The following is a 26,509-nucleotide window of genomic DNA, read 5'->3' on the forward strand; positions in this document are numbered from 1 at the left end:
CCCCTTTCTGTCATGAATCACGGTGTGATGGTGGTTTCCTCCATCGTCGTCGGAAGGTCCCCCGATCCTCCGACGACGAAAATTTTTGGAATATCCCCGAACCGCCGCTCCCCCGAGCGGCGTCCGGGCGGCGTCCGGGCGATCTCGGTCAGGCGAAGACGCCCGAGGTGAGTTCGGCGAAGACGTCGGCGCCGGCGTGGCGCTCGATGTACTTCTCGTAGGCGATGTCGAACGCCTGGCCCAGATCCTCGATGAGGTCGGCGGCGTCCTCGATGCCGATGGCGAGACGCACCAGTTCGTCGGTGATGCCGACCTTGAGGCGCTCCTCGCGCGGCAGTTCGAAATGCGTCATGCGACACGGCAGCTCGGCGAGCGACTCGACCGCGCCCAGCGAGACGGCCAGACGGAACACGTGCAGGTTGTCGAGCACGTCGGCCGGATCGACGCCCGGCACGACCTCGAAGCTCAGCACGCCGCCGGCGCCCTTGAGGCCCTTCTCGCGCAGCTCGGCGTCACGGCCCGGCAGACCCGGGTAGTTGACGGTCTTGACGAGCGGATGCGCGAGCAGGTACTGCGCGACGGACTTCGCGTTGGCCTGCTGACGATCCATGCGCAGCGCGAGCGTCTGGATGCCGCGGCGCACCGCGTCGCATTCGAGAGGCGCGAGCACCCCGCCGAAGCGGTTCTGCGCGAAGTACAGCCTGTTGCCGACCTCCTCGCTCAACGTCACCACGAGTCCGGCGTTCACGTCGGAGTGTCCGGCGAGGTACTTGGTCGCGGAGTGGATGACGATGTCGGCGCCCAGATCGAGCGGACGCTGCAGGTACGGGGTGACGAACGTGTTGTCCACGATGGTCAGGGCCCCGTAGCGGCGGGCGATGTTGGCGATGCCGCGCACGTCGTTGACGTCGAGCAGCGGGTTGGTCAGGACCTCGAAGTAGACGGCTTTGGCCGGCGAGACGCCGTGCTCGCGATCCCCGGCGACCGCGTGTTCGAGCGCCTGGAAATCATGGGTGTCGACCGATTCGATCTTCAGCCCCCAGCGGGAGAAGTATTCGTGGAACAGCGAGTAGGTGCCGCCGTAGATGTTCTTGCCGACGACGATACGGTCGCCCGGCTCGAAGATGCTCAGGGTGGCGTGGATCGCTGCGAGACCGGAGGCGAACGCGAAGCCGCGGGTGCCGTGCTCGAGCTGCGCGATCTGGCGCTCGAGGAACTCGCGGGTGGGGTTGCCGCTGCGCGCGTAGTCGTAGCGGGGCATGGCGCCGACCCCTTCGAAAGCATATGTGGTCGAGTTGTAGATCGGCGGGTTCACGGCGCCGGTGTTGTTGTCACCGACCGGCAGTCCGTGGACGAGCTGAGTGTTGAACCTGGTCATTGCGCACCCCCTATCGTGTTCGTGTGTCGTTCGCCCGGGGCCATTCCCCGTGCGGCTGATATCGAAGATAACGCAACTCGGCCCCGCGAAACAGGGTGTCGTTATACGGCTTGCTTATGGGGCGTTATGAACCCGCGACGGCATACGCCGGGACCGCACGCGGACCGCCTACACTGGGCCTTATGAAGATCACCAAGGCTTTGACGCGTCTGACCGACGATTCCGGTTCCTCCACCGATCCCGTGTTCGTGCTGCTGCACGGCTGGGGCTCCAACGAATACGATCTGCCCGACCTGTTGGGCTACTGCGGCGCGGGTTCGGCCGACTACGCGAGCCTTCGCGCCCCGATCGCATACGGCATGGGCTACACGTGGTTCGGCGACTGGGCGCACGAGGGCGTGCCGGAGGGCGAGTCGCTGACCCGTCAGGCGCACGACGCGGCCGAGGCGATCGACGCGTGGGTCAAGGCGAACATCCCGGCCGACCGTCCGGTCGTCACGATGGGCTTCTCGCAGGGCGGCCTCCTCGCCGCGCACATGCTGCGCTTCGACCCCGCGCGCTACGCGGCGGCCGTGAGCTTCTCCGGATGGCTCGCTCCGGGCGCGGCCGACGGCGACGGAACGCTCGAACGCATGAAGCCGCCGGTCTTCTACGGCCACGGCGCGGCCGACGACATCTTCCCGAAGGCCGACGTCGCGGCGATGGGCGCGTTCTGGAGCGCTCACGGCACGCTCGACGAACGCGTCTACCCCGGCATGGCGCACTCGATCAACATGGACGAGCTGCGCGACGTGCAGCGCTTCCTCGAGTCGAACGGATTCACGCGCCCGCGCATCTGGTGACCACCACGCGGCCCCGCGGTCACGCCGTCGCGTAGTCGACGTGCATGAACTCGGGCACCTTGTACCACTTGACCGGATATCCGGCGCCGTGCGCGCAGAACACCGAATCTGGCGTATGCTCCAGATCCGACTCGGGGTCGTACGCGGCCTCCTCGATGACGCGAGCCTGATCGTGGCACGGCCGGTATCCGCCGAACGTCGCGGAGAAGCGTCCGCGGCCGTGCGTGTACGCGTTGACGTCCATCGCGTAGTCGCGCATCTCCGCCACGGGCGCCGACCCCTCGATCAGGGCGTACTCGCCGTCCGACGTCGCCGGGTCGAACGTGCCGGACATGCGCTGGATGTCCGCCATCGCGCGGCCCACCATATCGTCCGGCACCTCGAGCCGGAAGCGGTACCACGGCTCGAGCACGACGCAGTTGCCCGGGTCGGCGGCCACGGCCTTGACCATCGCCGCGACGGCCTCCGCGCGGGCGTCGGGGTTCGTCGTGGCGGTTCCGTCGGCTTCCGTCCCTCCCGCTTTCCCGGACTTTCCCGACGGTTCCGGCGACGTGCCGTCCGGCGCGTCCGATTCGTCGTCGATCTCGTACGCGGGTCGCTGCGTGTCCTTCCCGACGACCGCGTGCCCGGCGACGCCGGCGCGCGCCTCCATCAGCCCCTGACGGATCGCCCGGTACGTGGCCTGGCGGAAGTCGCCGCCTTCGGTGTGCTTGAGGTGCGCACGCGCGGCGACCAACGTCATCCTCACGTCCGTCAGCGGCGAGCCGGTGAGCACGCCCAGATGCTCGCGTTCGGTCAGATGCGTGAGGATGAGCCGCTGCCAGTTGCGGTCGAGCTCGTTCGTCGTGAGGGCCGACGCGACATGCACGCCGCTGCCCGGCTCGCCCGGTTCGATGAGGATGTGCGCCTCGGCGTAGTGGCGCAGCGGTTCGAAGTGCCCCACGCCCTCGATCGGCTCGGTGATGGTCTCGCGGTAGAGGATCGAGCCGGGGCCGAACGACACGTCGAGGCCGAAGCGCGTGTGCAGCGTCTGCTGGATGATCTCCAGCTGGACCGCGCCCATCAGCTGCACGTGGATCTCCTGCACGCGCTCCACCCACACGACGTGGAGCAGCGGGTCCTCGTCCTCGAGCTCGCGCAGGGCCGTGAGCACCTTGTGCAGGGTGAGGTCGTCGAAGCGCGGGAACTCGGCGGCTGGGCTCCGATCCTGTTCCGACGATGACGACGGGACGGCGACGCCGCCTGCGCCGGCGGGCAGCACGGTGTAGGTGAGGACCGGCTGCATCGCGGGCGATTCGGCGTCCGGCTCCGCGCCGAGCCCCTCGCCGGGAAACGTGTGCTCCAGACCGGTGACCGCGCACACCGAGCCGGCGGGCAGCTCGGTCTCGATGTCGAACTTCGCGCCGTTGTAGACACGTACCTGGTCGATCTTCTCGGTGGTTCCGGCGCCGTTCCCGGCCGTGCCGGCATCGCCCGCCGCATCGGCCGTCCCGCTGCCCGATCCGTCGCCGGTGCGCACGAGCGACTTCGCCCTGAGCGTGCCGCCGGTCACGCGCAGCCAGGTGAGGCGGTTGTGCTTGTCGTCGTGCGAGATCTTGAACACGCGCGCGCCGAACCCGGCCGGCCATTCGCGCTCGCGGGCGTAGGCGGCGAACCCGTCGAGGAACTCCTCGACCCCTTCGAGCTTCAGCGCGGAGCCGAAGAACACGGGGAACAGCTCGCGCGCGGCGATCATCGCGCGCACTCGGCCGAGCGTGAGCCCACCGGCGTCGAAGTACTCCTCCATCGCGGACTCGTCGAGCGCGGCGACGTCCTCGACCTCGTCACCGAACGGCACGGTCGTCCCGTCGGAGGCGCCGTCGCCCATCGCCGGCAGCGGGACCACCGCGTCGCTCAGGCGTCGTCGCAGCTGAGCCAGCACGGCGTCGCGGTCGAATCCGGGCGCGTCGCACTTGTTGACGAACAGGAACACCGGCACGCGGTACCGCGCGAGCAGCCGCCACAGCGTCTCGGTGTAGCCCTGCACTCCGTCGGTGCCGGAGACGACGAGGATCGCGTAGTCGAGCACGCGCAGCACACGCTCGGTCTCGGCGGCGAAGTCGACGTGCCCGGGGGTGTCGAGCAACGTGAGCCTGAGGTCGCCGTGCTCGACGAGCGCCTGGTGCGCGAAGATCGTGATGCCGCGCGCCTTCTCGAGCGAATCGGTGTCGAGGAAGGCGTCGCCGTGGTCCACGCGGCCGAGCGTGCGGATCTCTCCGGTGCGGTACAGCAGCGCCTCGGACAGTGTGGTCTTGCCGGCATCCACATGCGCCACGATTCCCGCCGTGATCCGTGTCATCGTCTTCCTTTCGTCCCGGAAACGCGTATTCCCACCAATATAGACCGCCCGCCGTCGGCGCACCGGCCCCGCCTTCCGCGCGTGCCTCTACTATGGATTGAGCATTTCGGGCGCGCCGGACGGTTCGCGCGCCCACGTTACAGAAGGAGCACACCGTGACCGCTTCCGGCATCACCGCATTCGGCCGCATCGACGATTCCGCGTACGACGACGACGCGACCGGATTCCCGACCGACTACGTCACGCTCGATCTGGAGACCACCGGCTTCTATCCGAACAGCTGCTCGATCACCGAGATCGGCGCGGTGCGCGTGCGCGAGCGTCGGATCGTGGACCGCTTCCAGCAGCTGGTGAACCCGCTGCGCCCGATCCCCGCGCAGGTCGTCAGGCTGACCGGCATCACCGACGACATGGTCGCGGGCCTGCCCACGATCGACGAGGTGCTGCCGCACTTCGTCGCGTGGCTGTCCGCCGGCGTCTCGGCCGATCCGGACGCCTCCTACGAGGCCGACGGCGAGTCCGTGGCGGCCGTGCCGTTCGAACCGATCGTCGGGCACAACGTGAGCTTCGACATCCGCTTCCTCGACTGGAACGCGCGCCACGTGCTCGGCGACCCGTTCTCCTGCGTCGACTACGACACGATGCAGATCAGCCGCACGCTGTTCCCGTACGAGCGTCATCACCGTCTGCTCGACCTGATCCAGCGCTTCGAGATCGCCGACAACGAGGAGCACCGCGCCCTGAGCGATGCGATCCAGACGCAGCAGTGCCTCGAGTGGATGCACCGCTACACCGACCGTCACGCCGGCCGCACCGGATTCGGCGAGGCCCGCTGGAACGACGTGCCCGCCAAGAACAACGACGCGGTCATCCACCGTCAGCTCACGCTGTCGAACTGCAGGTGAACTTATCGCCGGAACGGCCCGACCGCTCCCCCATGCCGACTACTGTTGGTTCCCATGAGTGAAACACCCGAAACCAACATCACGCCGGCGATGAAGTCCGGCATCGATCCGGCGTCGTTCTCCGGCGTCATCAGGCCGTCCGAGGATCTGTTCCGCTACGCGAACGGCCCGTGGATCGACACGTACCGTCTGCCCGACGACCGTTCGCGCTACGGTTCGTTCGACAAGCTCGCCGAGGACGCGGAGAACCAGATCCGCGACATCCTCGAGGAGGACGCGGACGGGGCCGACTCCGGCGACGCGGGCGACAAGCCGGCCGCGAAGTCGCGCGCCCTGTACCGCTCGTTCCTCGATACCGAGGCGATCGAGGCGGCCGGCATCGCGCCGATCAGGCCCGCGCTGGACGCCATCGACGCCGCCGCCGACAAGGCCGCGATGACCCGCACGCTCGGCGAGCTCAATGCCGAGGGCGGCTCCGACATCTTCGGCCTCGCCATCTACGGCGACCCGGGCGACCCGGAGGTCAACATCGCGCACATCGAGCAGGCCGGCATCCTGCTGCCGGACGAGGCGTACTACCGCGAGGACCACTACGCGCCGGTGCGCGAGGCCTACGTGCGCATGATCGCCACCCAGCTCGTCAACGCCGGGTACGCCCCGGCCGCCGAGGAGAACCCGAACGTCGGCGACGAACTGCCGACCCGCGGCTCCGACGACGCCGAGACCGCCGACGCCGCCGACTCCCCGATCCCGACCCCGAGCGAGGCCGCCCTCGACATGGCCCGCCGCTTCCTCGACGTGGAGACCCGCATCGCCGCGAACCACTGGGACAACGTGGCCACGCGCGATTCGGTGAAGACCTACAATCCCACCGAATACGCCGATCTGGCAGCGATGCTCCCCCACTTCGATCTCGGCGCGTGGATCGACGCCTGGCAGGTCGGCTACGACCGCACCGCGGCCGCGACCGTCCAGCCGCTCGACTTCCGCAGGGTGTTCGACCGCGTGATCGTGCACGAGCCGAGCTTCCTGACGGGTCTCGACGCGTTCTGGGAGTCGACCGATCTCGATGACCTCAAGCTCTGGGCGCGCGTCCACATGATCGTCGGCGCCGCCTCCTACCTGTCGCACGAGTTCGACAGGACGAACTTCGACTTCTTCGGCAAGGTGCTCTCCGGCGCCAAGAAGCAGCGCGACCGCTGGAAGCGCGGCGTGAGCCTCGTCAACGGCATCTGCGGCGAGGACGTGGGCCGCGAGTACGTGCGCCGTCACTTCCCCGAAAGCTCGAAGCGCCGCATGGAGCAGCTGGTCGCGAACCTCATCGACGCCTATCGCGTGTCGATCACGAACTCCGACTGGCTGGGCGAGGCCACCAAGGAGAAGGCGCTGGAGAAGCTCTCCAAGTTCACGCCGAAGATCGGCTACACGAACCACTGGCGCGACTACGCGGCGCTGGACGTGCACGAGGACGCGGTGCTCGCCGACAACATGAAGGCGGCGGCCCTGTACAAGACCGGCTACCAGCTGGAGAAGGTCGGCAAGCCGGTCGACAAGGACGAGTGGCTGATGAACCCGCAGACGGTCAACGCCTACTACGAGCCGACGATGAACGTCATCGTGTTCCCGGCCGCGATCCTGCAGCCGCCGTTCTTCGATCCGGACGCCGAGGACGCGGCCAACTACGGCGGCATCGGCGCGGTGATCGGCCACGAGATCGGCCACGGCTTCGACGACCAGGGCGCGCAGTACGACGGCGACGGCAAGCTCAACGACTGGTGGACGGCCGGCGACAAGGAGAACTTCGAGAAGCGCACGAAGGCGCTCATCGAGCAGTACAACGCGTTCGTCCCCAGGCAGCTCGCCGAGAAGTACGCGGACGAGCCGGACAAGGCCCCGCACGTCAACGGCGCGCTGACGATCGGCGAGAACATCGGCGATCTGGGCGGCGTGAACATCGCCCTCAAGGCGTACGCGTTCGCGCTCGACAAGGCCGCCGGACGCCCGGAGGACGGCTCGGCCGAGGCCATCGAGGCGTCGCTGAGGACCGCCCCCGAGATGGACGGCTTCACCGGCGTGCAGCGCTTCTTCCTGAGCTATGCGACGATCTGGCGCACGAAGAACCGCGACGAGCTGGCCGAGCAGTACCTGCAGATCGACCCGCACTCCCCCGCCGAGTGCCGCACCAACGGCATCGTGCGCAACGTGGACCTGTTCTACAAGGCGTTCGATGTCCAGCCGGGCGATCCGATGTACCTCGCCCCTGAGGACCGCGTGCGCATCTGGTGATCCCCGCGTCGGCCGACCGGGCGGACGCATCGAACGCGCGAGCGACGACGAGCGCCGTGCGGCGTCGTGTTTCCACGATGCCGCACGGCGCTCGTCGTATCCGTGGGTCCGGAATCCGTGAGTCCGGTGGTTCCCGTTCCGTCGCGCTACATCGACGGGTCCCCGAACTCACGGTCGGCTCCGCTATCGGCCTCGGCCACGGTGGAGGATTCGTCTCCCTGTCCGCCCTCCGGTCCGTCGGCGTTCCCGGAAACGACCGTGTTCCCCGGATCCGGAACGTCGACGGATGCGGATTCGGATTCGCCGCCGTCCTCCGTCACGGCGCCGTAGACCGGCGCCTCGTCGTCCCGTATCTCACCGGTGGCGAGGTCGACCGGCGGGGCGGCCGCTCCCGCACCGGGCACGGGGTCGTTGCTGGGCGGCGTGCCGTACGGGTCAGCGCCGGTCCCGCCCGGCATGCTGCCGCCGTATCCGTTCCCGCTGGCTCCGGTTCCGCCGATGTTGGCTCCATCGCCCTGTCCGTTCGCGGCGGGCTGCTCGCGCCCCGCACGACGGAACCGTCCGACGCCCTGGCTCAGGTCGTGTCCGACCGCGACGGCGTCGACCACCGGGGTGATGCGGTCGACCGGCTCGCCCTCCTTGCGCCATCGTTCGGTCCGCAGCATGCCCGTCACGATGACGGGATCGCCCTTGTGCAGCGAGTTGAGGACGTTCGTGGCGAGCGTGCGGTAGGCGCGCACGCCGATCCACGTCGTCTCGCGGTCGCGCCATTGACGGAGGTTGCCGTCGAAGTAGCGCGGCGTCACGCCGACGCGGAACGAGCACGCTGGCGCGTCGATGTTCCTGCCGAATGATTTGGGGTCCGCCCCGAGATTGCCGGTGACGGTCACCTGGATCTGCTGGATGCCCATGGCGATTGGTCCTTTCCTTGACACGGCCGGCCGCCGTTGGCCGACCGTCGATTGTCGTGATCGATGGACCGGAGGGCCGCCCCGCGCGAACGACGCGCGAACGGCCTTCCGGTGACACCAGCGTGCGGCGGGACCACGGCCGCACGCAACGATTCAGACCGATGTGGACGGAGCCCCGATCGGTCGGCGCGTTGTGGACCGTCTGTGCACGACCGACGACTTATCCACAATCGGGGCTCCGATCCGTGCGGGGCGATCAGTCGTCGCCGTGCGCCCCGGACTCGGTCTGCTTCCGGTCGAGCACCTGGCGCATGTACGGACCGAACTCCCCGATGATGTGCGACGCGCCGATCAGGGCGTCGTGCAGCCTCTCGTCCCCGGCCGCCTCGCAATGGGATCCGACCGGCCTGCCGTCCTCAAATTCGACGACGATGCGGCCCAACGGCAGCGTGTGCTCCGGCGGTTCGGAACGGTTCGTGAACGCATAGCGGCGATAGACGCTGCCGCCGTCATCGGACCGGGGCAGCACGTCGTACAGCTGGGAGACGAACGCGAGCATCGCGCCGCAGTTGTCGACGCTGTCGGTGAGGAACGACGACAGCGAGAATCCGAGCTTCATCCCTCCGTCGTCGTCCGGCTCGGCGCTGATCCTCGCGATCATGCCGGGATCGTCGACGGTCGTGCTCTCGTCGTACGCGTAGAAGTAGCCGAACACCTTCGACTCGCGGGCCGTATCGGAGGCGGCGGGTTCGGCGGTCCCGGCGGGGGCACCGGAGTCGGCGGCGTCCTCACCGGCGTTCCCTGCGCCCGCGCCGCCGGCCTTATCGAAGAGATCGGACGCGATGTCGGCGATCGCGTCGGTGGAGGGCTCGTCGTTTCGCTCCGATTCCTCGAGCTGATCGAAGAGCCGGGGCAGGTTCTCGATCATGCCGGCGACGAGGCGCTGCGCGCCGACCAGCAGCTCCGGCTTGAGCCGGTCGTTGACGGCGCAACGATGCGTGACGGTCATGCCCTCCTCGTTCCTGCCGACTTCGGCGGTGAACCGCGCGATCGGCATGACGCCCTCGGGCAGCTCGTCCGCGCAGGAGAAGGCGTAGCGACGGAACGTGACGCCCTTCGCCTCCGCGTCCTCGTACCCGGCGAGCGCCTCGCCGAGCAGTTTGACGTCGGCGAGCAGCAGCGGACGGTTCTCCGCGTGCAGTCTGAGGAGGTTGTCGGCGTGGATGCTGGTCTCGCGGCCGCCGTCGTCCGCCTCCTCGAGCGACATCCAGATCAGCCGGTCGGGGTCGTGGGGATCGTCGTCGGCGTCGAACGCGTAGAACCAGCCGAGGATACGCGGCTCGCCGTCCTTGCCGTCCTGCGCGTTCTCGTTCGCCGCTCCGGCGTTCGTCCTGTCTTCATTGGCCATGATGGTCCTTTCTATGCATGCAGACGTATTTCCAAGACTATGCCCTCATCCGCCGTCGGACCACCATCCGCGTCCGCGTATCTCACGACGCGCCCATCATGGCGTCGCAAACGAGAACGCCCCTTCCGTGTGGAAGGGGCGTATGCGGTGAGTCACCGGAATCGATCAGGCCAGACGGTCGACGATGGTGGCGGCGGCCTCGGCGGCCGGCACGGCGACCTTGTTCTCGCCGTCGCGGTCGCGGACCTCGATGGTGCCGTCGTTGACGTAGTCGCGGCCGACCACGGCGATGACCGGCACGCCGATGAGCTCGGCGTCCTTGAACTTGACGCCCGGGGAGACCTTCTTGCGGTCGTCGTAGATGACCTCGACGCCCTTGGCCTCGAGCTCGGCGACCAGCTGCTCGGCGCCCTCGAACGCCTTCTCGTCCTTGCCGGTGGCGACCACGTGCACCTGGGCCGGCGCGATGACGGTCGGCCAGGCGAGGCCGCGCTCGTCGTGGTGGGTCTCGGCGACGCAGGCGAGCACGCGGCTCACGCCGATGCCGTAGCAGCCCATCCACACCGGGACGGCCTTGCCGTTCTGGTCGAGGACCTTGAGATCCAGCGCCTTGGAGTACTTCAGACCCAGCTGGAAGACCTGGCCGATCTCGACGCCGCGCTCGAAGCTCAAGGGGCCGGAGCCGTCCGGGCTCATGTCACCGTGACGGACCTCGACGGCCTCGACAGTGCCGTCGGCCTCGAAGTCACGGCCGTAGACGAGATCGTAGTAGTCGACCTCGTGCTCGTCGGCGCCGGTGAACCATGCGGAGCCCTTGACGACGTGCGCGTCGACGAAGTAGCGCAGCGGCTCCTCGACGCCGGCGGCCTGGCCCTGCGGGCCGAGCACCATCGGTCCGATGTAGCCCGGCACCAGTTCGGGGTGGGCCTTCAGATCCTCCTCGGTGGCCTCCTCGAGCTCGGACGGGGCGAACTGCGCCTCGAGACGCTTCATGTCGACCGTGCGGTCGCCCGGCACGCCGACGACGATGAGCTCGCGCCACGGCTCGTCGTGCTCCGCGTCCTCCGGATGCTTGACGGCGATGACCACGTTCTTGAGGATGTCGGAGGCGGCCCATTCGCGGCCGTCGGTGCGCGGATGGTCGGCGTTGGCGCGCTCGATCATCTTGTCGATGGTCTTGGCGTCCGGGGTGGCCTCCTTGGTGGCGGCCGGGGTGGCGGAGCAGTCGATCTCCGGCAGTTCCGGCGTGTGCAGGGCCTCGACGTTCCAGGCCTTGCCGGACGGGGCGAGCGCGAAGGTGTCCTCGCCGATCGGCATCGGGGCGAGGAACTCCTCGGACGCGGAGCCGCCCATCGGGCCGGACATCGCGAACACCGGCACGTACTTGAGGCCGATGCGCTGGAAGACGCGTTCGTACGCGCCGCGCTCGTCGTAGTACGCCTTGCGCATGCCCTCCTCGTCGATGTTGAACGAGTAGGCGTCCTTCATGACGAACTCGCGGCCGCGGATGAGGCCGGCGCGCGGGCGGAACTCGTCGCGGTACTTGGTCTGGATCTGGTAGAGGACGACCGGCAGGTCCTTGTAGGACGAGTACATGTCCTTGACCAGGAGGGTGAACATCTCCTCGTGCGTCGGCGCGAGCAGGTAGTCGGCCTGGTGACGGTCCTTGAGACGGAAGATGTTGTCGCCGTACTCCTCCCAGCGGTGGGTGGCCTCGTACGGCTCGCGCGGCAGCAGGGCCGGGAAGTGCACCTCCTGGGCGCCGATGCCGTTCATCTCCTCGCGGATGATGGCCTCGATCTTGTTGAGCACGCGCAGGCCGAGCGGCAGCCAGGTCCAGATGCCGGGCGCGGCCTTGCGGATGTATCCGGCGCGCTGCAGGAGCTTGGCGGAATCGACGTCCGCGTCGGCGGGGTCCTCGCGCAGGGTGCGCAGGAACAGGGTAGACATACGAAGGGTATTGGAAGTCATAGGCTCCAAGATATTCGCGTCAACCGACAACGCCCGTTCGCGATTACGGGCGCCCCTGCGGGCCGGCCCGACGCCACTTCACGGCACGACCCGCTCGGCCGAACCTACGAACGGCCCGCCGGACCGTCCGTCTCGCGGTTCGATCACCATTCCCCGGCGATGGGGGTGCCGCACTCGGGGCAGCGCGCGTCATCGCCTTGGCCGCTCAGCCGGTCGGCGACGATGCGGTACCAGTCGCGCTCCACGAGCCTCGCCCGGCAGGCCGGGTTCGGGCAGAACGTGGTGTCGCCGTCGCGGTCGTGGACGTTGCCGGTGTACACGTAGTGAAGCCCTTCCCCCATCGCGATCCGGCGCGCGCGGGTGAGCGTCGCGTGCGGGGTCGGCGGCACGTCGGTCATCCTCCATGCCGGGTGGAACGCGGAGAAGTGCAGCGGCACGTCGGGGCCGCAGTGCTCCCGGATCCATGCGCATTCGGCGTGCAGTTGCGCGTCGTCGTCGTTGAGCCCCGGGATGAGCAGGGTGGTCAGCTCCACCCACACGTGCTGCCCGTCCGGGGTGCGCGCCCCGTTGACCGCGTAGTCGATGGTGTCGAGCACGTCCTGCAGATGCGTGCCGGTGACCTTCCAATAGAAGTCCTCGGTGAAGCCCTTCAGGTCGATGTTGGCGGCGTCCATCGCGTCGTAGAAGTCGGGCCGCGCCTCGGCGGACATGTATCCGGCGGTGACGGCGATCGGGTGGATGCCGCGCGCACGGCAGGCGGCGGCGGTGTCGATCGCGTATTCGGCGAACACGATCGGGTCGTTGTAGGTGAACGCGACCGAGTCGATGCCGCGGTCGGCGGCCACGGCCGCGATCCGCTCCGGGCCCGCCTCGACGCCGAGCCGGTCGAAGTCACGCGCCTTGGAGATGTCCCAGTTCTGGCAGAACCGGCATCCGGAGTTGCATCCGGCCGTGCCGAAGCTCAGCACGCTCGAGCCGGGGTGAAAGTGGTTGAGCGGCTTCTTCTCGACCGGATCGACCGCGAAGCCGGAGCTGCGCCCGTACGTGTCGGACACGATGACGCCGTCGTGGTTGGAGCGCACGAAGCAGAAGCCGCGCTGTCCGGGGCGCAGCACGCAGCGGCGCGGGCACAGGTCGCAGCGGGCCCGTCCGGTGCCGTCGTGAAGCCGCGTCTGCCAGCGGCCCAAGGCCGGACCGAACGCGGCCCGCGCCTCCCTGCCCGTCATGACCTCGGCCGTCGCGGCGCCGGTCGTCGTCTCACTCATGGTCGGCATAGGCGCTCACCCCGTAGCGTTCGCACTCGATCTCGCCGTTCGACCAATCGAGGTCCGGCGCGATGCCGGCCTTGGCGAGCAGGTGCGAGACGAAGTCGTGGCCGTCCGGCAGCTGCTCCCACACCTGCGGCAGGAACGTCGCGCGCAGTCCGCGGCCGGCACGCTCGGTGAGGATGAGCCCGTCCGTTCCAGGCCTGAGCACGCGTTCGAGTTCCGTCCGCGAGCGCACGGGGGCGCCGTCCGACGTCGTGATCGGCTCCGGCCTGCCCAGGACCGACACCTCGATCTCGAGCAGCGGGTATTCGCGTGCGGTGACGGGCGCGAACCGCGGGTCGCGGCTGGCCGCGTCGACCGCGTGGGCGGTCACGTCGCAGCCGAGCGGCCGGTACGCCTGCAGGGTGCCGATGCAGCCGCGCAGCCGTCCGCTTTCGGTGAGGGTGACGAAGCTCGCGCCGGATTCGTAGAGCCACGGATGGCGTTCGATGATCGCGTTCGGCCGGTTCGCGGGGTCATCGTCGAGTTCCAGATGCTCGCGGATCGCCGCGCGCGCGAGGCGCAGCAGCACATCGCCGCGTGATTCGTCGGCGTGGGATTCGTCTGCCGATTCAGCCGATTCCCCGATGTTCCGACTATCCGTTCCATCCCCCGCATCGGTCGTGAGACCCGACCGGTCCGTTGCCGTACGGCTGGAGTCGGACGGCACGGTCGTCTGCCAGACGGCGAACGATGAGTAGCCGACGACGGCCTCGTCCGGGTCGTCCATCGCCGGGCGCGACGCCCCGGCGGGCGCGACGATCCCGTCGTCGCCGGAGGTGCTGCGGCCGAGCAGCCGCAGGTCGAACGCGACGTCGCCGGCGTCGCCGTGCCGCCCATCGGACGACGGCCGTAGCCCGCGCGTCAGCACGTCGAGCAGGCCGTTGATCGGGTAGGCGCCGCAGGCGCGACGCGGGTGGATGGGCCCGTCGAGCCGCCCGATCGCGTCGATGGTCTCGTCGTCGAGTTCGCGCGCGTATTCCTGCGGATGGTAGTGGGACAGGTCGGAGCTGATCACGATGACGGTCTCCGGTCCGCCCCACAGGGCGCGCAGCACGTCGCCGACCTCGCTCGGGCTCGCGTTCCCGGCGTTGAGGGGCACGATCTCGAGGTCCGGACCGAGCACGGTTTGCAGGAACGGGATCTGCACCTCGACCGCGTGCTCCCGCGCATGGGTCGGATCGTGGACGATGAGCGCCGGCGCGGGGGCGTCCGGCAGGGCGCGCATGCCGGAGCGCAACGGAGCGTCATCCGGCAGTCCCAGCGCGCGGCGTTCGGACGCGACGTCGACCGGCACCTCGCCGAGCGGGGTCGCGAACGCGGCGGCCGTCGGACAGGCGACGCCGCGCACGGCCACGCGGTGCGTGGGCCCGACGATCACCGCGCGGCGGATCGTGCCACGCCCGCGTTCGAGCAGCGCGTAGGCGAGCGCCGCGGTCGTGCCGGAGTAGACGTAGCCGGCATGGGGCACGATCACCGCCTTCGGCGCGCCTTGCGGCAACGCGTCGGCGAGTTTCGCGACGAGGCCACGCCCGTAGCCGAGCTGCCGGTCGATCATCTTTTGCAATACGACGCGATCGTCGGGATAGAAGGCGCCGGCCACCGCCGCCGGACGCACGGAAAGGGAACGCATCATAACGACCACCTCTTGACTCCCATGGTAGTCGCGCGGCCGCTCCGCCTATTGCGCGGCGGCGTCCGTTCCCTGATTGTTCCGCTGGATGTTGTCGAGGCCGTAGACCATGTCTCCGGGTTGGACGGGATCGAGCGCGCCGGCGAGCAGGGTATCGATGGTGACGAGGTGGTAGCCCTTGGCCTCGAGGCCCTTGACGATCTCGGGCAGCGCCTTGGCGGTGGCCGCGTTGCCGTCGTGCATCGCGACGATCGCGCCCGGAGCCGCATCGGAGACGACACGTTTGGCGATCGTGGAGGCGGTGACCTTGCCGTCCCAGTCGCCCGAGTCGACGCTCCACATGATCATCGCCTGCCCGTTGTCCCTGGCGGCGGTGCGCAGCGCGTCGCTCCATGCGCCGTCCGGCGGGCGGAACAGGGTTACGGGCCTGCCGGACGCCCCGGCGATCACGTCGTCGGTGTCCTTGAACCATTTGGCGAGCTGGTCGGCACCCATCGCGTGCATCTGCGTGTGACGCCACGAGATCGACCCGACCGAATGCCCTTCGGCGACCATGCGTTTGACGAGATCGACGTTGGAGCCGTTGACGAACTGCCCCTGCAGGAAGAACGTGGCGGGGACCTTGGCCTTCGCGAGCGCGGCGAGCACCTTGGGCGTGCGCCGTTTGTCGGGGCCGTCGTCGAACGTGAGCGCCACACAGTCGGCGAAGTGGCAGTCGAGCGGCATCGCGGCGATGACCGCGTCCGTGGCCCGGGTCAGCGGGCCGGCCTGTGCGGCGACGGTCGCGGCGTCGGTGGTGGAGGTGGTGTCGAGCACGCGCTGGGCGGTGTCGATGGCCTGTTGGAGCGTGGCGCGCAGGGCGTCGTCGGCCTTGCCGTCGGAACGCGAGTAGGCGGTGCGCGCCTTGTCGAGGAGGGTCGTGAGGTTCGCGCGCGCGTCCCGTACGGTGAGCCCGTCGAGGATGCCCTCGAGGTTCTGCGCGTCATAGGGCATGGAGATCATGGCGGTCTCCATCTGGGTTTCGGAGCTGCCGTACCGGTCGGCCAGGTCGGTCAGTTCGGCGGTCGACATGCCGGCCGTGCAGTCGGCGGCGGCGAGCGCGGCGAAGTCGATGCCGGAGGTGCCGTTGACCTTCTGCTGCAGCCGTGCGCGGGTCTCGCTGGCGTCGAATCCCTTGGTCTTCTCGAGCAGCGTCTTCGACTTGGCGAGGGTCGGGGTGAACGTCGTGGCGGTCTCCGTGTACGTGCGGCGCGATGAGCGGCATGAGGCGAGCGCGGTCTCGTGCGCCTGCCGGCGCGAGTCGAGCACCGAGCGCGCGACCGTCCATCCGGCGAACACCAGTCCGGCCGCGAACAGCGCGATCACCGCGGCGACGATCGGCTTTACGGCGCGACGACGGCCGCGGGCGGGTCCGTGGCCATGACGTTCCCCGTCGATGCCGCCGCCGTCCCCGGTCAATCCGTCCAGCAGCGTCGGATCGTCGATGGCGTCGACGTCACCGCCGTAATGTTCGTCGCCGTCGCCGTCCCGTTCCATCGGATTCCCCGTCATGACGCCCCATCCTTCCGTTTCGGTCGCATCCCCACGCCGATGCGGCGGTCTCCACTCCTCCAGCCTAGTTCATCGCTCCCGTCCGGCGGATCCCCCGGCTTTCGCCGTCGATGAACGTCGGCCGGCACGACGATCGGCGCTCAGAACAGCGCGGTCTGGGCGAACTCGTCGTCGGGATCGCCCGCGGGGAACGAGAGCGACGGTTTGAACGCGGAGGCGCCGTCGCGCGCCAGCTGGTCGCTTGCGGCGGCGGACGCCTCGCGCAGGTCGCCGTCGAGCATGACCGCGTCGGGCGAGACGAGGAACATGCGGTTGTTGACGCCCTCCAGGTAGAGGCCGTCGAGCGATTCGACGCGCGAGAGCGCCACGTAGCCCATGCCGGGCGCGAACGTGCGCCTCAGGTCCATGACGGCGCGGTCGAGCGTCATGCCCTGCGACTTGTGGATGGTGATGCCCCACGCGCAGCGCAGCGGCACCTGCGCGACGGACGCGAGCACCTCGTCGCCGTCCATCATCTCCCACGTGGCCGGCTTCATCGTGACGATGTTGCCGTTCTCGAACTCGACGATCGGCCATCCGCCCTTGCTCTCGGCCGCGAAGGCGCGCACGGTGCCGAGCGAGCCGTTGACGAACTGCCGGTCCGCGTCGTTGCGCAGCGCCATGACGGCCGCGCCCTCCTTGAGCACGAGGCGTTCGGGGGCGAGCATGTTGCGCTTGAGGCGTTCGACGAGGTTCGCCGGCCCCGCCTGCTCGGCGTGGAACTCGTGCGGGTCGGTCTCGATGCGCGCGAGCCGCGCGTCGTTGAGGTCGTCGGCCTGGCGGTTGACGGGGAACAGGTGGACCGCGACCTCGTCCCCGGCCGGTTCGACGCCGAGGCGCGTGACGAGGACGTCGCGGTCGGCGTCGCTCACGCGCCCCTCGCGGATGTCGGTGAGCACGGTGAGCAGCCTGCCGTCGTCCTGGCGGTGTTGTTCGGTCAGATAGCACACGACCGGGTCGAGCTCCGCCCAGACGAGCGACTCGGTGACGAACCCCTCCGGGTTGAGGCCGGCACGCGCGTAGCGTTCGCGCGAGGCGGTGAATTCGGCGCTGGGCGGCAGCACGTCGCGGTTGCGTCCGGAGACGGACACCGGCGGCAGCTGGAAGAAGTCGCCGGAGAGGACGACCTGCAGGCCGCCGAACGGGCGCGGGTCGCGCCGCACGGCCCGGCACACCTGGTCGACCATGTCGAACAGCCAGGCGTGCAGCATCGACACCTCGTCGATGACGAGCACGTCGGCGGCCTGGATGCGGCGGCGACGGCGGGTTTTGATGGTCTTGAGCAGGTTCGGCGTGAGCACGTTCGCCAGCCCGACGCCGCTCCACGAGTGGATGGTCTGGCCGTCGATGTGCGTGGAGGCGATGCCGGTGGACGCGGTGACGGCCACGTCGGCGCCATCGGCGCGCGCCTGCCGGATGAACTCGTTCAACGCGTACGTCTTGCCCGCACCGGGCGCGCCCGTCAGGAACACGTTCGCGCCGGCGTTCAGGATCGCCAAAGCCTCGCTCTGCCTCATCGACCCGCTTCCTACTCGCCGATCAGCCGGCGCACGGCCGTGATGACGCCGTGCTCGGTGTTGGCCGGGGCGATCCAGTGCGCCGCGGCCTTGAGGTCGTCGTGCGCGTTGGCCATCGCGAACGACCATTCGCCGGCCTCGAGCATCTCGAGGTCGTTGAGGTAGTCGCCGAACACCGCGGTCTGCGCCGGGGTGACGCCGAGATGGCGCTGCAGCGCGACGACGCCCTGGCGCTTGTTCGTGTCCAGGTCCATGATGTCGACCCAGTGGGCGCCGGAGACGACGACCGCATGCTCGCGCGCCACGTCGCCGAGCAGGTCGCCGGCCATCGACTCGGCGTCGCCGAAGTCGAAGATCGCGAGCTTGAGGACCGTCTCGCCGGGCGTGCCGAGGATCTCGTGCAGGTCGTCGACGATCTTCATCGCCTTGTAGTACTTCGCGCACTCGTCGACGAACGGCTGGTCCGTGCGCTGGATGTACGCGGTCTTGAGTCCGCACACGACCAGGCCGATGTCGTGAGATCCGGCCTCGACGGCGCGGTCTACGATGTCGATGAGGTCGCGCGTGAGGTCCCAGCCGACGCCGTGTACGTCGACGATCTCGCCGTCGGCGACCACGACGTTGCCGTTCTCGGCGACGAACGACATGGCCTTGCCGTCAGCGGCTTCGGTCTCGAACATCGAGCGGAGCGTGGCGAGCTGGCGGCCGGACGCGGGCACGAACTCGACGCCGCGCGTCCTGAGGTCGGCCAGCAGCGGCCAGAAGTCGTCGGGGATGCGGCTCTCGCCGTCGAGCAGTGTGCCGTCCATGTCCGCCACGACGAGGCGGATGTCGTGCGGCCCCCGGGAGATGGCGGTCCAGTCCTTTGCGGTCATGTTGCTTACCTCTCTGTTGCGCAGAGAACCGTTCTCATTACGAAACGTGCGCACCATACGCACACGACCTCACAAACCGAACATCGACGGTTTCGGCGTGTTTCCGGCGATTTCGCCGATTTCCGTGTTCGATTCCGAAGGCCGGGGGCTCACACGTTTGTTATTGAGAACGGTTCTCTGCAAGCGATCGATTACCTGTTGATGCTGGTCGCGACGATCTCATCGCGGATGCGCGCGGCCTCGGCCGCATCGGGGCCGGGGGCCGGCGCCATGACGGCCGCGCGGTAGTAGCGCAGCTCGTCGAGCGACTCGATGATGTCGGCGAGCGCACGGTGGCCGCCGTTCTTCGGCGGGCGGTTCTCGTACACGGCCGGGTACCAGCGGCGGGCGAGCTCCTTGAACGTGCTCACGTCGATGCTGCGGTAGTGCAGGTGGCTCATGAGGTTCGGCATGTAGTGGTCGAGGAACTTCTTGTCCGAGCCGATGGTGTTGCCGGCAAGCAGCGGCTTGACGCCGTCCGGGGTGAAGCGGAGCACGTACTCGGTGACCTTCCTCTCGGCCTCCTCGAGGCTCAGTCCGTGCTCCCACTCGTTGATCAGGCCGGAGCGGGTGTGCATCTGGCGCACGAAGTCGTTCATGTGCGCCACGGCCTTGTCGCTCGGCTTGATGACGTAGTCGACGCCCTCGTCCAGCACGTTCAGGTCGAAGTCGGTGGGCACGACGGACACCTCGACGAGCTCGTCGCCGCCGAAAATGTCGAGTCCGGTCATCTCGCAGTCGATCCAGATGAGGCGGGATCCCTCCGCCGTGTAGGTTTCGGCGTCATGCGCATCCACCATGTCGTTCCTCTTTTCCGTGGGTTTCAAGAACAGTTCAGACTATAGCGCGGCACCTACAACACCTCGACGGGCGTGCGCATCCGGGGCCGCCGGCCGTGCCGGACGCGCGGACCGCGGCCCCGGCCGACCGGGCGCGTCGCGGTCGCGGCTACGGGTAATGCAAGCGTTATCATTCGAGTAACGCAAAGCATTGCAAGCGTCGCAACCAGCAATTCGTCGTTTGTATGCAACCGTCATCATCCCGACGATTCACGATGCAAGGAGGAACGGACATGACCGACGCAACCGATCCCGCGCTGTGGTGGAAGCAGGCCGCCGTCTACCAGATCTACCCGCGCAGCTTCAAGGACACCACCGGCTCCGGCCTGGGCGACCTCGCCGGCGTGACCGAGAAGATGGACTATCTGGCCGAACTCGGCATCGACGCGATCTGGCTCAATCCGTTCTACCCCTCGCAGCTCGCCGACGGCGGCTACGACGTGGACGACTACCGCGCCGTCGACCCGAAGCTCGGCACGATGGACGACTTCGACGCCCTCGCCGGGGCGGCGCACGAGCGCGACATCAAGATCGTCGTGGACGTGGTCCCGAACCACAGCTCCAACCGCCACCGCTGGTTCAGGGCCGCCCTCGCCGCCGGCCCCGGCTCGCCCGAACGCGACCGCTACATCTTCCGCGACGGCAGGGGCCCGAACGGCGACCTGCCGCCGACCAACTGGGAGAACCACTTCGGCGGCCCCGCATGGACCCGCGTGCCCGACGGCCAGTGGTACCTGCACATGTTCACCGTCGAGCAGCCCGACTTCAACTGGAAGAACCCGGACGTGCACGAGGAGTTCCTCGAGACCTTCCGCTTCTGGCTCGACCACGGCGCCGACGGCTTCCGCATCGACGTGGCGCAGGGTCTCGCCAAGGATCTCGAGCGCGACGACCTCGACGACTACCACGTGTGGGCCGACAACTTCATGCCCGACGACGGCTCGCATCCGGTGCTCGACCGCAACGAGTCCCACGAGATCTTCAGGGAGTGGCGCCGCGAGGTGTTCGACAAACACGAGCCGCCGGCGTTCGCCGTGGCCGAGGCATGGGTGAACCCCAAGCGCCTCAAGCTGTATGCCTCCCCCGAGGAGATGGGACAGACCTTCAACTTCGAGTTCGCGAAGATGGATTGGATCCGCGACGACTTCCACCGCGCCATCGAGCAGGGCCTCGCCACCGCCCGCGACTCCGGCTCGTCGGCCACGTGGGTGATGAGCAACCACGACGTGGTCCGCCACGCCAGCCGCTACGCCCTGCCGCAGGTGAGGACGCCCAACTACCATCAGCTGGCGCTCGACTGGCTGCTGCGCTCCGCCGGCCCCTCCACCTACGTCGAGGACCGCGAGCTCGGCACCCGCCGCGCCCGCGCCGCCGCCCTCATGGAGCTGGCGCTGCCCGGCTCCGCCTACATCTATCAGGGCGAGGAGCTCGGCCTGTTCGAAGTGGCGGACATCCCGTGGGATCGCCTCGAGGATCCGGAGGCGTTCCACACCGTCCGCGAGGCCAGCACGAAGGGCCGCGACGGCTGCCGCGTGCCGCTGCCGTGGACGGCCGCCGACGCGCCCGCGCTCGCCTGTGAGGACGACGAGTTCGGCACCGGCGGATCCTTCGGCTTCTCCCCCAGGACCAAGGCCGACGGCACCCCGAGCGAGGAGCCGCATCTGCCGCAGCCCAAGTGGTTCAAGGACATGGCCGTCGACGTCGAGGACGCCGACCCCGATTCGACGCTCAACCTGTACCGTCGCGCCCTCGCGATCCGCAGGGAGTACCGCAATCAGGACATCGACGTCGAGTGGCTCCCCGAGGACCGACCCTCGGACCTGCACGACGGCACCAACGGCTATCCGGGCGGCGTGATCGCCTACCGCCGCTCCAACGGCTGGGCCTCGATCACCAACTTCGGCGCCGAACCGGTCGCCCTGCCCGACGGCGAGCTGCTGCTCACGTCCGCCCCGCTGACCGCCGACGGGCGTCTGCCGCAGGACGTGACCGCCTGGATCAGGCTCGACTGATCCGACGCACCGTACCCCTCATACGACAGAAGGCTCCCCGCGGGGAGCCTTCTTCATGTTCCGATGCCGACGAAGCGGATCGGCCGATCACGGGACCGGCCGATCACGCGGCGGATCAGTTGTTGTGGAAGCCGGAGTAGTTCGGGGCCTCGGCCGTCATCACGATGTCGTGCGGGTGCGACTCGCGCAGGCCGGCGTCGGTGATGCGGATGAAGCGACCCTTCTCGGGCATCTCGGCGATGTTGTGCGCGCCGATGTAGAACATCGACTGGTGCAGGCCGCCGAGCATCTGGTAGAGCACGGCGTTGAGCGGTCCGCGGTACGGGACCTCGCCCTCGACGCCCTCCGGCACGACCTTGTCGTTGGAGGTGACGTCGGCCTGGAAGTAGCGGTCCTTGGAGTAGGACTTCTTGCCGCGCGGGGCCATCGCGCCGAGGGAGCCCATGCCGCGGTACAGCTTGTACTGCTTGCCGTGCAGCAGGACCTTCTCGCCCGGGGCCTCCTCGCAGCCGGCGAGGGTGCCGCCGAGCATGACGGAGGACGCGCCGGCCACGAGGGCCTTGGCGATGTCGCCGGAGTAGTGGATGCCGCCGTCGGCGATGCAGGGCACGCCGGCCGCGCGGCAGGCCTGGGCGGCCTCGTACACGGCGGTCAGCTGCGGGACGCCGACGCCGGCGACCACGCGCGTGGTGCAGATGGAGCCCGGTCCGATGCCGACCTTGACGGCGTCGGCGCCGGCGTCGATCATGGCCTGGGCGCCGGAGCGGGTGCCGACGTTGCCGCCGATGATCTGCACGCCGTCGAAGGCGGAGTCGTGCTTGAGGCGGGAGATCATGTCGAGGGCCAGACGGGCCTCGCCGTTGGCGGTGTCGACGACGAGCACGTCGACGCCGGCCTCCATCAGGGCGGAGGCACGCTGCCAGGCGTCGCCGAGGAAGCCGACGCCGGCGGCGACGCGCAGGCGGCCCTGCTCGTCCTTGGTGGCGTCCGGGTACTGCTCGGTCTTGACGAAGTCCTTGACGGTGATCAGGCCGGTCAGGTGGCCCTCGGCGTCGACGAGCGGCAGCTTCTCGACCTTGTGCTCGGCGAGCAGACGGTGCGCGTCCTCCTTGGAGATGTTGGACGGGCCGGTGACCAGGTTCTCCTTGGTCATGACGTCCTTGACCTTGAGGTGGTCGTAGTCCTCGGACGCGATGAAGCGCATGTCGCGGTTGGTGATGATACCGACGAGCTTGTTGTCCTTGTCGACGACCGGCAGACCGGAGATGTGGAACTTGCCGCACAGCTTGTCGAGGTCGGCGAGGGTGACGTCTGGGCTGACGGTCAGCGGGTCCGTGATCATGCCGGACTCGGAGCGCTTGACGACGTCGACCTGGGCGGCCTGATCGTCGATGGACAGGTTGCGGTGCAGGACGCCGATGCCGCCGTTGCGGGCCATGGCGATGGCCATCTCGGACTCGGTGACGGTATCCATGGCGGCGGAGAGCACCGGGGCCTTCATGGTGATCTTGCGGGTCAGGTGGGTGGTGGTGTCCACCTCGGAGGGGATGACGTCCGTCTCGTTCGGCAGCAGCAGCACATCGTCATAGGCGAGGCCGAGCTTCGCGAAAATCGGCGGAAGGGGAGCGTACGCGGATTCTGCGTTCATATCGAGGTTTGTAGCCATATGACCACTATATGAATGTGCGTTGACGTTGGACACGGATATCGACTATGTGCGTCGCGAACGGCCGTTTCCCAAGCGTTCGCCCGCCGTTCCGCCCGCGTTCATCCCACCGGCCGGCCGGCTCGCGCGATCCCGGATCCCGGCCGGCGCCGGTCAGCCGCGCACGTGCTTGGCGCCCTCGTTCTCCGCGCGGATCTCCGGGATGCGGTGCTTGAGGTACGGGTACATCGTGATCACGGCGAGCACCGCGCCGACGAGCGCCATGCCGATGAACACCTGCCAGGCCTTGAAGAACAGGATCATGAGCGATCCGAAGGCGATCAGCGCGGCCCACGCCCACAGGATCGCGACGGCGCCCTGCACGGTGTGCCCGATCCTGAGCATGCGGTGGTGCAGGTGCATGCGGTCCGGATGCATCGGCGACTGCCCCTTGGCGAGGCGCCGGGTGATCGCCAGGCACATGTCGAGCACCGGCAGGAACAGCACGAGGATCGGCAGCAGGATCGGCATGAAGACCGGCAGATACACGCTGGTGTGCACGGATGCCGGGTCGATGCGTCCGGTCATGACGATCGACGCGCAGGTGATGAGGTAGCCGAGCAGCATCGAGCCGGAGTCGCCCATGAACAGCTTCGCCGGATGCCAGTTGTGCAGGATGAACCCGACGCAGATGCCGACGAGCGCCACGTCGATGAGCGTGGCCATCGAGGCGTACGAGGGCGACGTGCGCGCGAGGATATAGGAGTAGATCGCGAAGGCGATGCCGCCGATCGCGACGATGCCGGAGGCCAGGCCGTCAAGGCCGTCGACGAAGTTGACGGCGTTGATCGACGCGACGATGAGGAACGCGGTGATCGTGATCGAGATGCTCGGGCTCGCGGTGACGAGCGAGCCGAGCGGCAGCGAGATGATCTGCAGGCCGCCCCACGCGACGAACACGGCGGTCAGGAGCTGTCCGGACATCTTGAGCATCCAGTCGAGGTCCCACAGATCGTCGGCCATGCCGATCAGGCAGATCATGATCGCGCCGAGCAGCACGACCCACGCCTGACGCGTGGTCTCGAACAGCCCCTGGATGAACGGGATGCGGCTGGCGAACAGCATCGCGACGGCGAAGCCGAGCATCATGCCGAGGCCTCCCATGCGCGGGGTGGGGATGGTGTGCACGTCGCGCGCGCGGACCTCGCCGACGGCGCCGATCTCGATGGCGACGTGCCGGATCAGCGGTGTGAGCAGGTAGGTGGCGCCGCCGGCGATGGCGGCGACGAACAGGTAGATCCTCATGCGCCCAGTCCCCCTCCGTTCATGTGCAGGGCGCGGCGGATCGTCGTCTGCGGGATCACGCCCTCCCTCAGGATCCTGATGCCGTCGCGCTCGTGCGGATCGGCGGCGACGACGGTGCTGGAGACGTGACCGGGCGTGCTGCCGCCGTCCAGATACAGCGGGACGGCGTCGCCGAACGCCTCGACGGCCTCGTACACGCTCTGCGCGCTTTCGTCGCCGGACCGGTTCGCGCTGGACGCGGCGAGCGGGCCGAGCGCGCGCAGGACCTTGAGGCACAGGACCGAGTTGGGCACGCGGATGCCCTGCGTGCCGTCCACGGCGAGGGTCCTCAGGGTGCATCCCTCCCCCGCCACGGCGATCGGCGAGAACGCGCCGGGCATGAACTGCGCGGCGAGCCTGTTGAGCGGCGCCGGCAGTTCGATGCCCAGCCCGTCGATCTGGTCGACGTCGGCGAGCAGCACCTGCAGCGCCTTGAACCTCGGGCGGCGCTTGAGCTCGTAGATGCGGTCGATGGCCCTCTGGTTGCGTGGATCGCCCGCGATGCCGTACACGGTGTCCGTGGGGATGACCACGAGTCCCCCGTCACTGATGATCCCGGCCGCCTCGGCCAATGCCTCGTCGTCGATAGCGCGAATCTCGCTCATCGTCCGTCCTCTCCGTTCATCATCGCCGTCCGCCCGTGGCGCCGGACCGTTCGCTTCGGCCTCGGCCGGCGGACGCGACACAACCTATCATTGCATCATTGCACACGGACCGCGGCGTTTTCGTCTCAGCGGGCAGTACAATGAAAGTTGTTCGAATAACTTTTCGTCGCACGAAGGCCCGAACCTGACGGCATCGCAGCCGATCGGCGACGAGGCCCGTTATGTACGGTCGTACACATACAGTGTGCGCATGACGGACCGCCCGAATACACGCAAAGGAGCCACCATGACCAACCAGACCAACACCCCGTCCGACGCCGCCGGTACCGACGACGACCCGTTCCGCGTGCCGCCCGTCGAGCTGCGCACCCCGCGCCGCTCCGAGCGCGAGGAGATGCTCGACGGCAAGCTGTACGACGTGTCCGATCCGGAGCTGGTCGCGCTGCGCGACAGGTCCGCCGACCTGTGCACGCGATTCAACGCCACCTCGCGCGCCGACCGCGCCGCCCGCGCCGAGATCCTCGACGAGCTGCTGCCGGGCCACGGCGAGTCGCTGGACGTGCTGGGACCGGTGTTCTTCGACTACGGATGCCACACGACGATCGGCGACCGCGTGTTCGCGAACTTCAACTTCACCGTGCTCGACTGCGCGCCGGTCACCATCGGCGACGACGTGCTGTTCGGCCCGAACGTCTCCCTGCTGCCCCGATGCACCCGCTGCGCTGGCAGGACCGCAACACGCGCAAGCGCGAGGACGGCTCCGCCTACGACTACGAATACGGCCGCCCGATCCACATCGGCTCGAACTGCTGGTTCGGCGGCAACGTGACCGTCCTCGGCGGCGTGACCATCGGCGACGGCTGCGTGATCGGCGCCGGCGCGGTCGTCACCAAGGACATCCCCGCGAACTCGGTCGCCGTCGGCAACCCGGCCCGCGTCATCAAGACCATCACCGACAAGGACGCCAGCGTCTACCAGCAGTACGCCGAGTAGGCCGTCCCCGCTCCCTCCGGCAGGGGCCATCAGCGTAGCCGACCGAGGGAAGTCGACGGGCGGGGGATCAC

At 68.6% G+C, this 26,509-nt stretch carries 18 protein-coding genes and 1 pseudogene; 5 read left to right on the forward strand and 14 right to left on the reverse strand.

The genetic code is table 11. The features are described from left to right. Positions 1-148: 148 nt before the first annotated feature. Complete coding sequence (locus JS528_RS03505; protein ID WP_214357719.1) at positions 149-1,378, reverse strand: trans-sulfuration enzyme family protein; 1,230 nt, start codon at positions 1,376-1,378, stop codon at positions 149-151. Between the two features lie 182 nt (positions 1,379-1,560). Between JS528_RS03505 and JS528_RS03510 the strand changes: the two genes are divergently transcribed. Next, the gene (locus JS528_RS03510) at positions 1,561-2,220 is read left to right on the forward strand and encodes an alpha/beta hydrolase (protein WP_214357720.1); all 660 of its coding nucleotides are present in this window, start codon (positions 1,561-1,563) and stop codon (positions 2,218-2,220) included. 19 nt (positions 2,221-2,239) lie between these two features. Here the strand turns inward: JS528_RS03510 and JS528_RS03515 are convergent, their stop codons facing one another. Continuing rightward, the gene (locus JS528_RS03515; RefSeq protein WP_214357721.1) at positions 2,240-4,558 is read right to left on the reverse strand and encodes a GTP-binding protein; all 2,319 of its coding nucleotides are present in this window, start codon (positions 4,556-4,558) and stop codon (positions 2,240-2,242) included. 155 nt (positions 4,559-4,713) lie between these two features. On the opposite strand from JS528_RS03515, the gene JS528_RS03520 reads away from it, so the two are divergent. Both JS528_RS03520 and JS528_RS03525 read left to right on the forward strand, forming a co-directional pair. Then, positions 4,714-5,463, forward strand: coding sequence for a 3'-5' exonuclease (locus JS528_RS03520; RefSeq protein ID WP_214357722.1), 750 nt, complete (start codon positions 4,714-4,716; stop codon positions 5,461-5,463). Between the two features lie 54 nt (positions 5,464-5,517). Next, positions 5,518-7,749, forward strand: a complete 2,232-nt coding sequence (locus tag JS528_RS03525; RefSeq protein WP_214357723.1) for a M13 family metallopeptidase — start codon at positions 5,518-5,520, stop codon at positions 7,747-7,749. A gap of 146 nt (positions 7,750-7,895) precedes the next feature. On the opposite strand, the gene JS528_RS03530 is transcribed toward JS528_RS03525, so the two are convergent. From JS528_RS03530 to orn, 9 genes are all read right to left on the reverse strand, one after another. After that, positions 7,896-8,660, reverse strand: coding sequence for a single-stranded DNA-binding protein (locus JS528_RS03530; protein WP_214357724.1), 765 nt, complete (start codon positions 8,658-8,660; stop codon positions 7,896-7,898). 256 nt (positions 8,661-8,916) lie between these two features. Beyond that, positions 8,917-10,068: a hypothetical protein gene (locus JS528_RS03535; protein WP_214357725.1), complete on the reverse strand. Its 1,152-nt coding sequence runs from the start codon at positions 10,066-10,068 to the stop codon at positions 8,917-8,919. 165 nt (positions 10,069-10,233) lie between these two features. After that, complete coding sequence (locus tag JS528_RS03540) at positions 10,234-12,039, reverse strand: proline--tRNA ligase (protein WP_214357726.1); 1,806 nt, start codon at positions 12,037-12,039, stop codon at positions 10,234-10,236. A gap of 143 nt (positions 12,040-12,182) precedes the next feature. Then, a complete protein-coding gene (gene amrS, locus JS528_RS03545; protein WP_420838179.1) occupies positions 12,183-13,265 on the reverse strand; it encodes an AmmeMemoRadiSam system radical SAM enzyme in 1,083 nt (360 codons plus the stop codon). A gap of 31 nt (positions 13,266-13,296) precedes the next feature. After that, a complete protein-coding gene (gene amrB, locus JS528_RS03550) occupies positions 13,297-14,982 on the reverse strand; it encodes an AmmeMemoRadiSam system protein B (RefSeq protein ID WP_214357728.1) in 1,686 nt (561 codons plus the stop codon). Between the two features lie 45 nt (positions 14,983-15,027). Continuing rightward, positions 15,028-16,530, reverse strand: a complete 1,503-nt coding sequence (locus tag JS528_RS03555) for a polysaccharide deacetylase family protein (protein WP_214357729.1) — start codon at positions 16,528-16,530, stop codon at positions 15,028-15,030. A gap of 140 nt (positions 16,531-16,670) precedes the next feature. Continuing rightward, positions 16,671-18,086 (reverse strand): DEAD/DEAH box helicase, encoded by a 1,416-nt coding sequence (locus JS528_RS03560; protein WP_214357730.1) that lies wholly within the window; start codon positions 18,084-18,086, stop codon positions 16,671-16,673. An 11-nt stretch (positions 18,087-18,097) separates the two neighbouring features. Beyond that, the gene (locus JS528_RS03565) at positions 18,098-18,961 is read right to left on the reverse strand and encodes a Cof-type HAD-IIB family hydrolase (RefSeq protein ID WP_214357731.1); all 864 of its coding nucleotides are present in this window, start codon (positions 18,959-18,961) and stop codon (positions 18,098-18,100) included. Between the two features lie 191 nt (positions 18,962-19,152). After that, the gene (gene orn / locus JS528_RS03570) at positions 19,153-19,800 is read right to left on the reverse strand and encodes an oligoribonuclease (protein ID WP_214357732.1); all 648 of its coding nucleotides are present in this window, start codon (positions 19,798-19,800) and stop codon (positions 19,153-19,155) included. Positions 19,801-20,072: 272 nt separating this feature from the next. Between orn and JS528_RS03575 the strand changes: the two genes are divergently transcribed. After that, positions 20,073-21,851 carry a glycoside hydrolase family 13 protein gene (locus JS528_RS03575; protein WP_214357733.1) on the forward strand — a complete coding sequence of 593 codons (1,779 nt, stop codon included), beginning with the start codon at positions 20,073-20,075 and terminating at the stop codon, positions 21,849-21,851. Positions 21,852-21,966: 115 nt separating this feature from the next. Here JS528_RS03575 and guaB read toward each other — a convergent pair whose 3' ends face one another. From guaB to JS528_RS03590, 3 genes are all read right to left on the reverse strand, one after another. Continuing rightward, positions 21,967-23,517 (reverse strand): IMP dehydrogenase, encoded by a 1,551-nt coding sequence (guaB, locus tag JS528_RS03580; protein WP_214357734.1) that lies wholly within the window; start codon positions 23,515-23,517, stop codon positions 21,967-21,969. A gap of 153 nt (positions 23,518-23,670) precedes the next feature. Continuing rightward, positions 23,671-24,801, reverse strand: a complete 1,131-nt coding sequence (locus JS528_RS03585) for an MraY family glycosyltransferase (RefSeq protein WP_214357735.1) — start codon at positions 24,799-24,801, stop codon at positions 23,671-23,673. Beyond that, positions 24,798-25,445 (reverse strand): L-threonylcarbamoyladenylate synthase, encoded by a 648-nt coding sequence (locus JS528_RS03590; RefSeq protein WP_214357736.1) that lies wholly within the window; start codon positions 25,443-25,445, stop codon positions 24,798-24,800. The genes JS528_RS03585 and JS528_RS03590 overlap by 4 nt, the downstream gene beginning before the upstream one ends. Before the next feature lie 394 nt (positions 25,446-25,839). Here JS528_RS03590 and JS528_RS11915 point away from each other — a divergent pair. After that, positions 25,840-26,438: pseudogene (locus JS528_RS11915) on the forward strand (sugar O-acetyltransferase). Positions 26,439-26,509 lie beyond the last annotated feature (71 nt).

Source organism: Bifidobacterium santillanense, assembly GCF_018555385.1.
GTDB lineage: Bacteria > Actinomycetota > Actinomycetes > Actinomycetales > Bifidobacteriaceae > Bifidobacterium > Bifidobacterium santillanense.

Excerpts from the sequence above, each read along its gene's own strand:
- JS528_RS03505 (WP_214357719.1), bottom strand. The coding sequence starts at position 1,378 with ATGACCAGGTTCAACACTCAGCTCGTCCACGGACTGCCGGTCGGTGAC.
- JS528_RS03510 (WP_214357720.1), top strand. The coding sequence starts at position 1,561 with ATGAAGATCACCAAGGCTTTGACGCGTCTGACCGACGATTCCGGTTCC.
- JS528_RS03515 (WP_214357721.1), bottom strand. The coding sequence starts at position 4,558 with ATGACACGGATCACGGCGGGAATCGTGGCGCATGTGGATGCCGGCAAG.
- JS528_RS03525 (WP_214357723.1), top strand. The coding sequence starts at position 5,518 with ATGAGTGAAACACCCGAAACCAACATCACGCCGGCGATGAAGTCCGGC.
- JS528_RS03530 (WP_214357724.1), bottom strand. The coding sequence starts at position 8,660 with ATGGGCATCCAGCAGATCCAGGTGACCGTCACCGGCAATCTCGGGGCG.
- JS528_RS03535 (WP_214357725.1), bottom strand. The coding sequence starts at position 10,068 with ATGGCCAATGAAGACAGGACGAACGCCGGAGCGGCGAACGAGAACGCG.
- JS528_RS03540 (WP_214357726.1), bottom strand. The coding sequence starts at position 12,039 with ATGACTTCCAATACCCTTCGTATGTCTACCCTGTTCCTGCGCACCCTG.
- amrS (WP_420838179.1), bottom strand. The coding sequence starts at position 13,265 with ATGACGGGCAGGGAGGCGCGGGCCGCGTTCGGTCCGGCCTTGGGCCGC.
- amrB (WP_214357728.1), bottom strand. The coding sequence starts at position 14,982 with ATGATGCGTTCCCTTTCCGTGCGTCCGGCGGCGGTGGCCGGCGCCTTC.
- JS528_RS03555 (WP_214357729.1), bottom strand. The coding sequence starts at position 16,530 with ATGACGGGGAATCCGATGGAACGGGACGGCGACGGCGACGAACATTAC.
- JS528_RS03560 (WP_214357730.1), bottom strand. The coding sequence starts at position 18,086 with ATGAGGCAGAGCGAGGCTTTGGCGATCCTGAACGCCGGCGCGAACGTG.
- JS528_RS03565 (WP_214357731.1), bottom strand. The coding sequence starts at position 18,961 with ATGACCGCAAAGGACTGGACCGCCATCTCCCGGGGGCCGCACGACATC.
- orn (WP_214357732.1), bottom strand. The coding sequence starts at position 19,800 with ATGGTGGATGCGCATGACGCCGAAACCTACACGGCGGAGGGATCCCGC.
- JS528_RS03575 (WP_214357733.1), top strand. The coding sequence starts at position 20,073 with ATGACCGACGCAACCGATCCCGCGCTGTGGTGGAAGCAGGCCGCCGTC.
- guaB (WP_214357734.1), bottom strand. The coding sequence starts at position 23,517 with ATGGCTACAAACCTCGATATGAACGCAGAATCCGCGTACGCTCCCCTT.
- JS528_RS03585 (WP_214357735.1), bottom strand. The coding sequence starts at position 24,801 with ATGAGGATCTACCTGTTCGTCGCCGCCATCGCCGGCGGCGCCACCTAC.
- JS528_RS03590 (WP_214357736.1), bottom strand. The coding sequence starts at position 25,445 with ATGAGCGAGATTCGCGCTATCGACGACGAGGCATTGGCCGAGGCGGCC.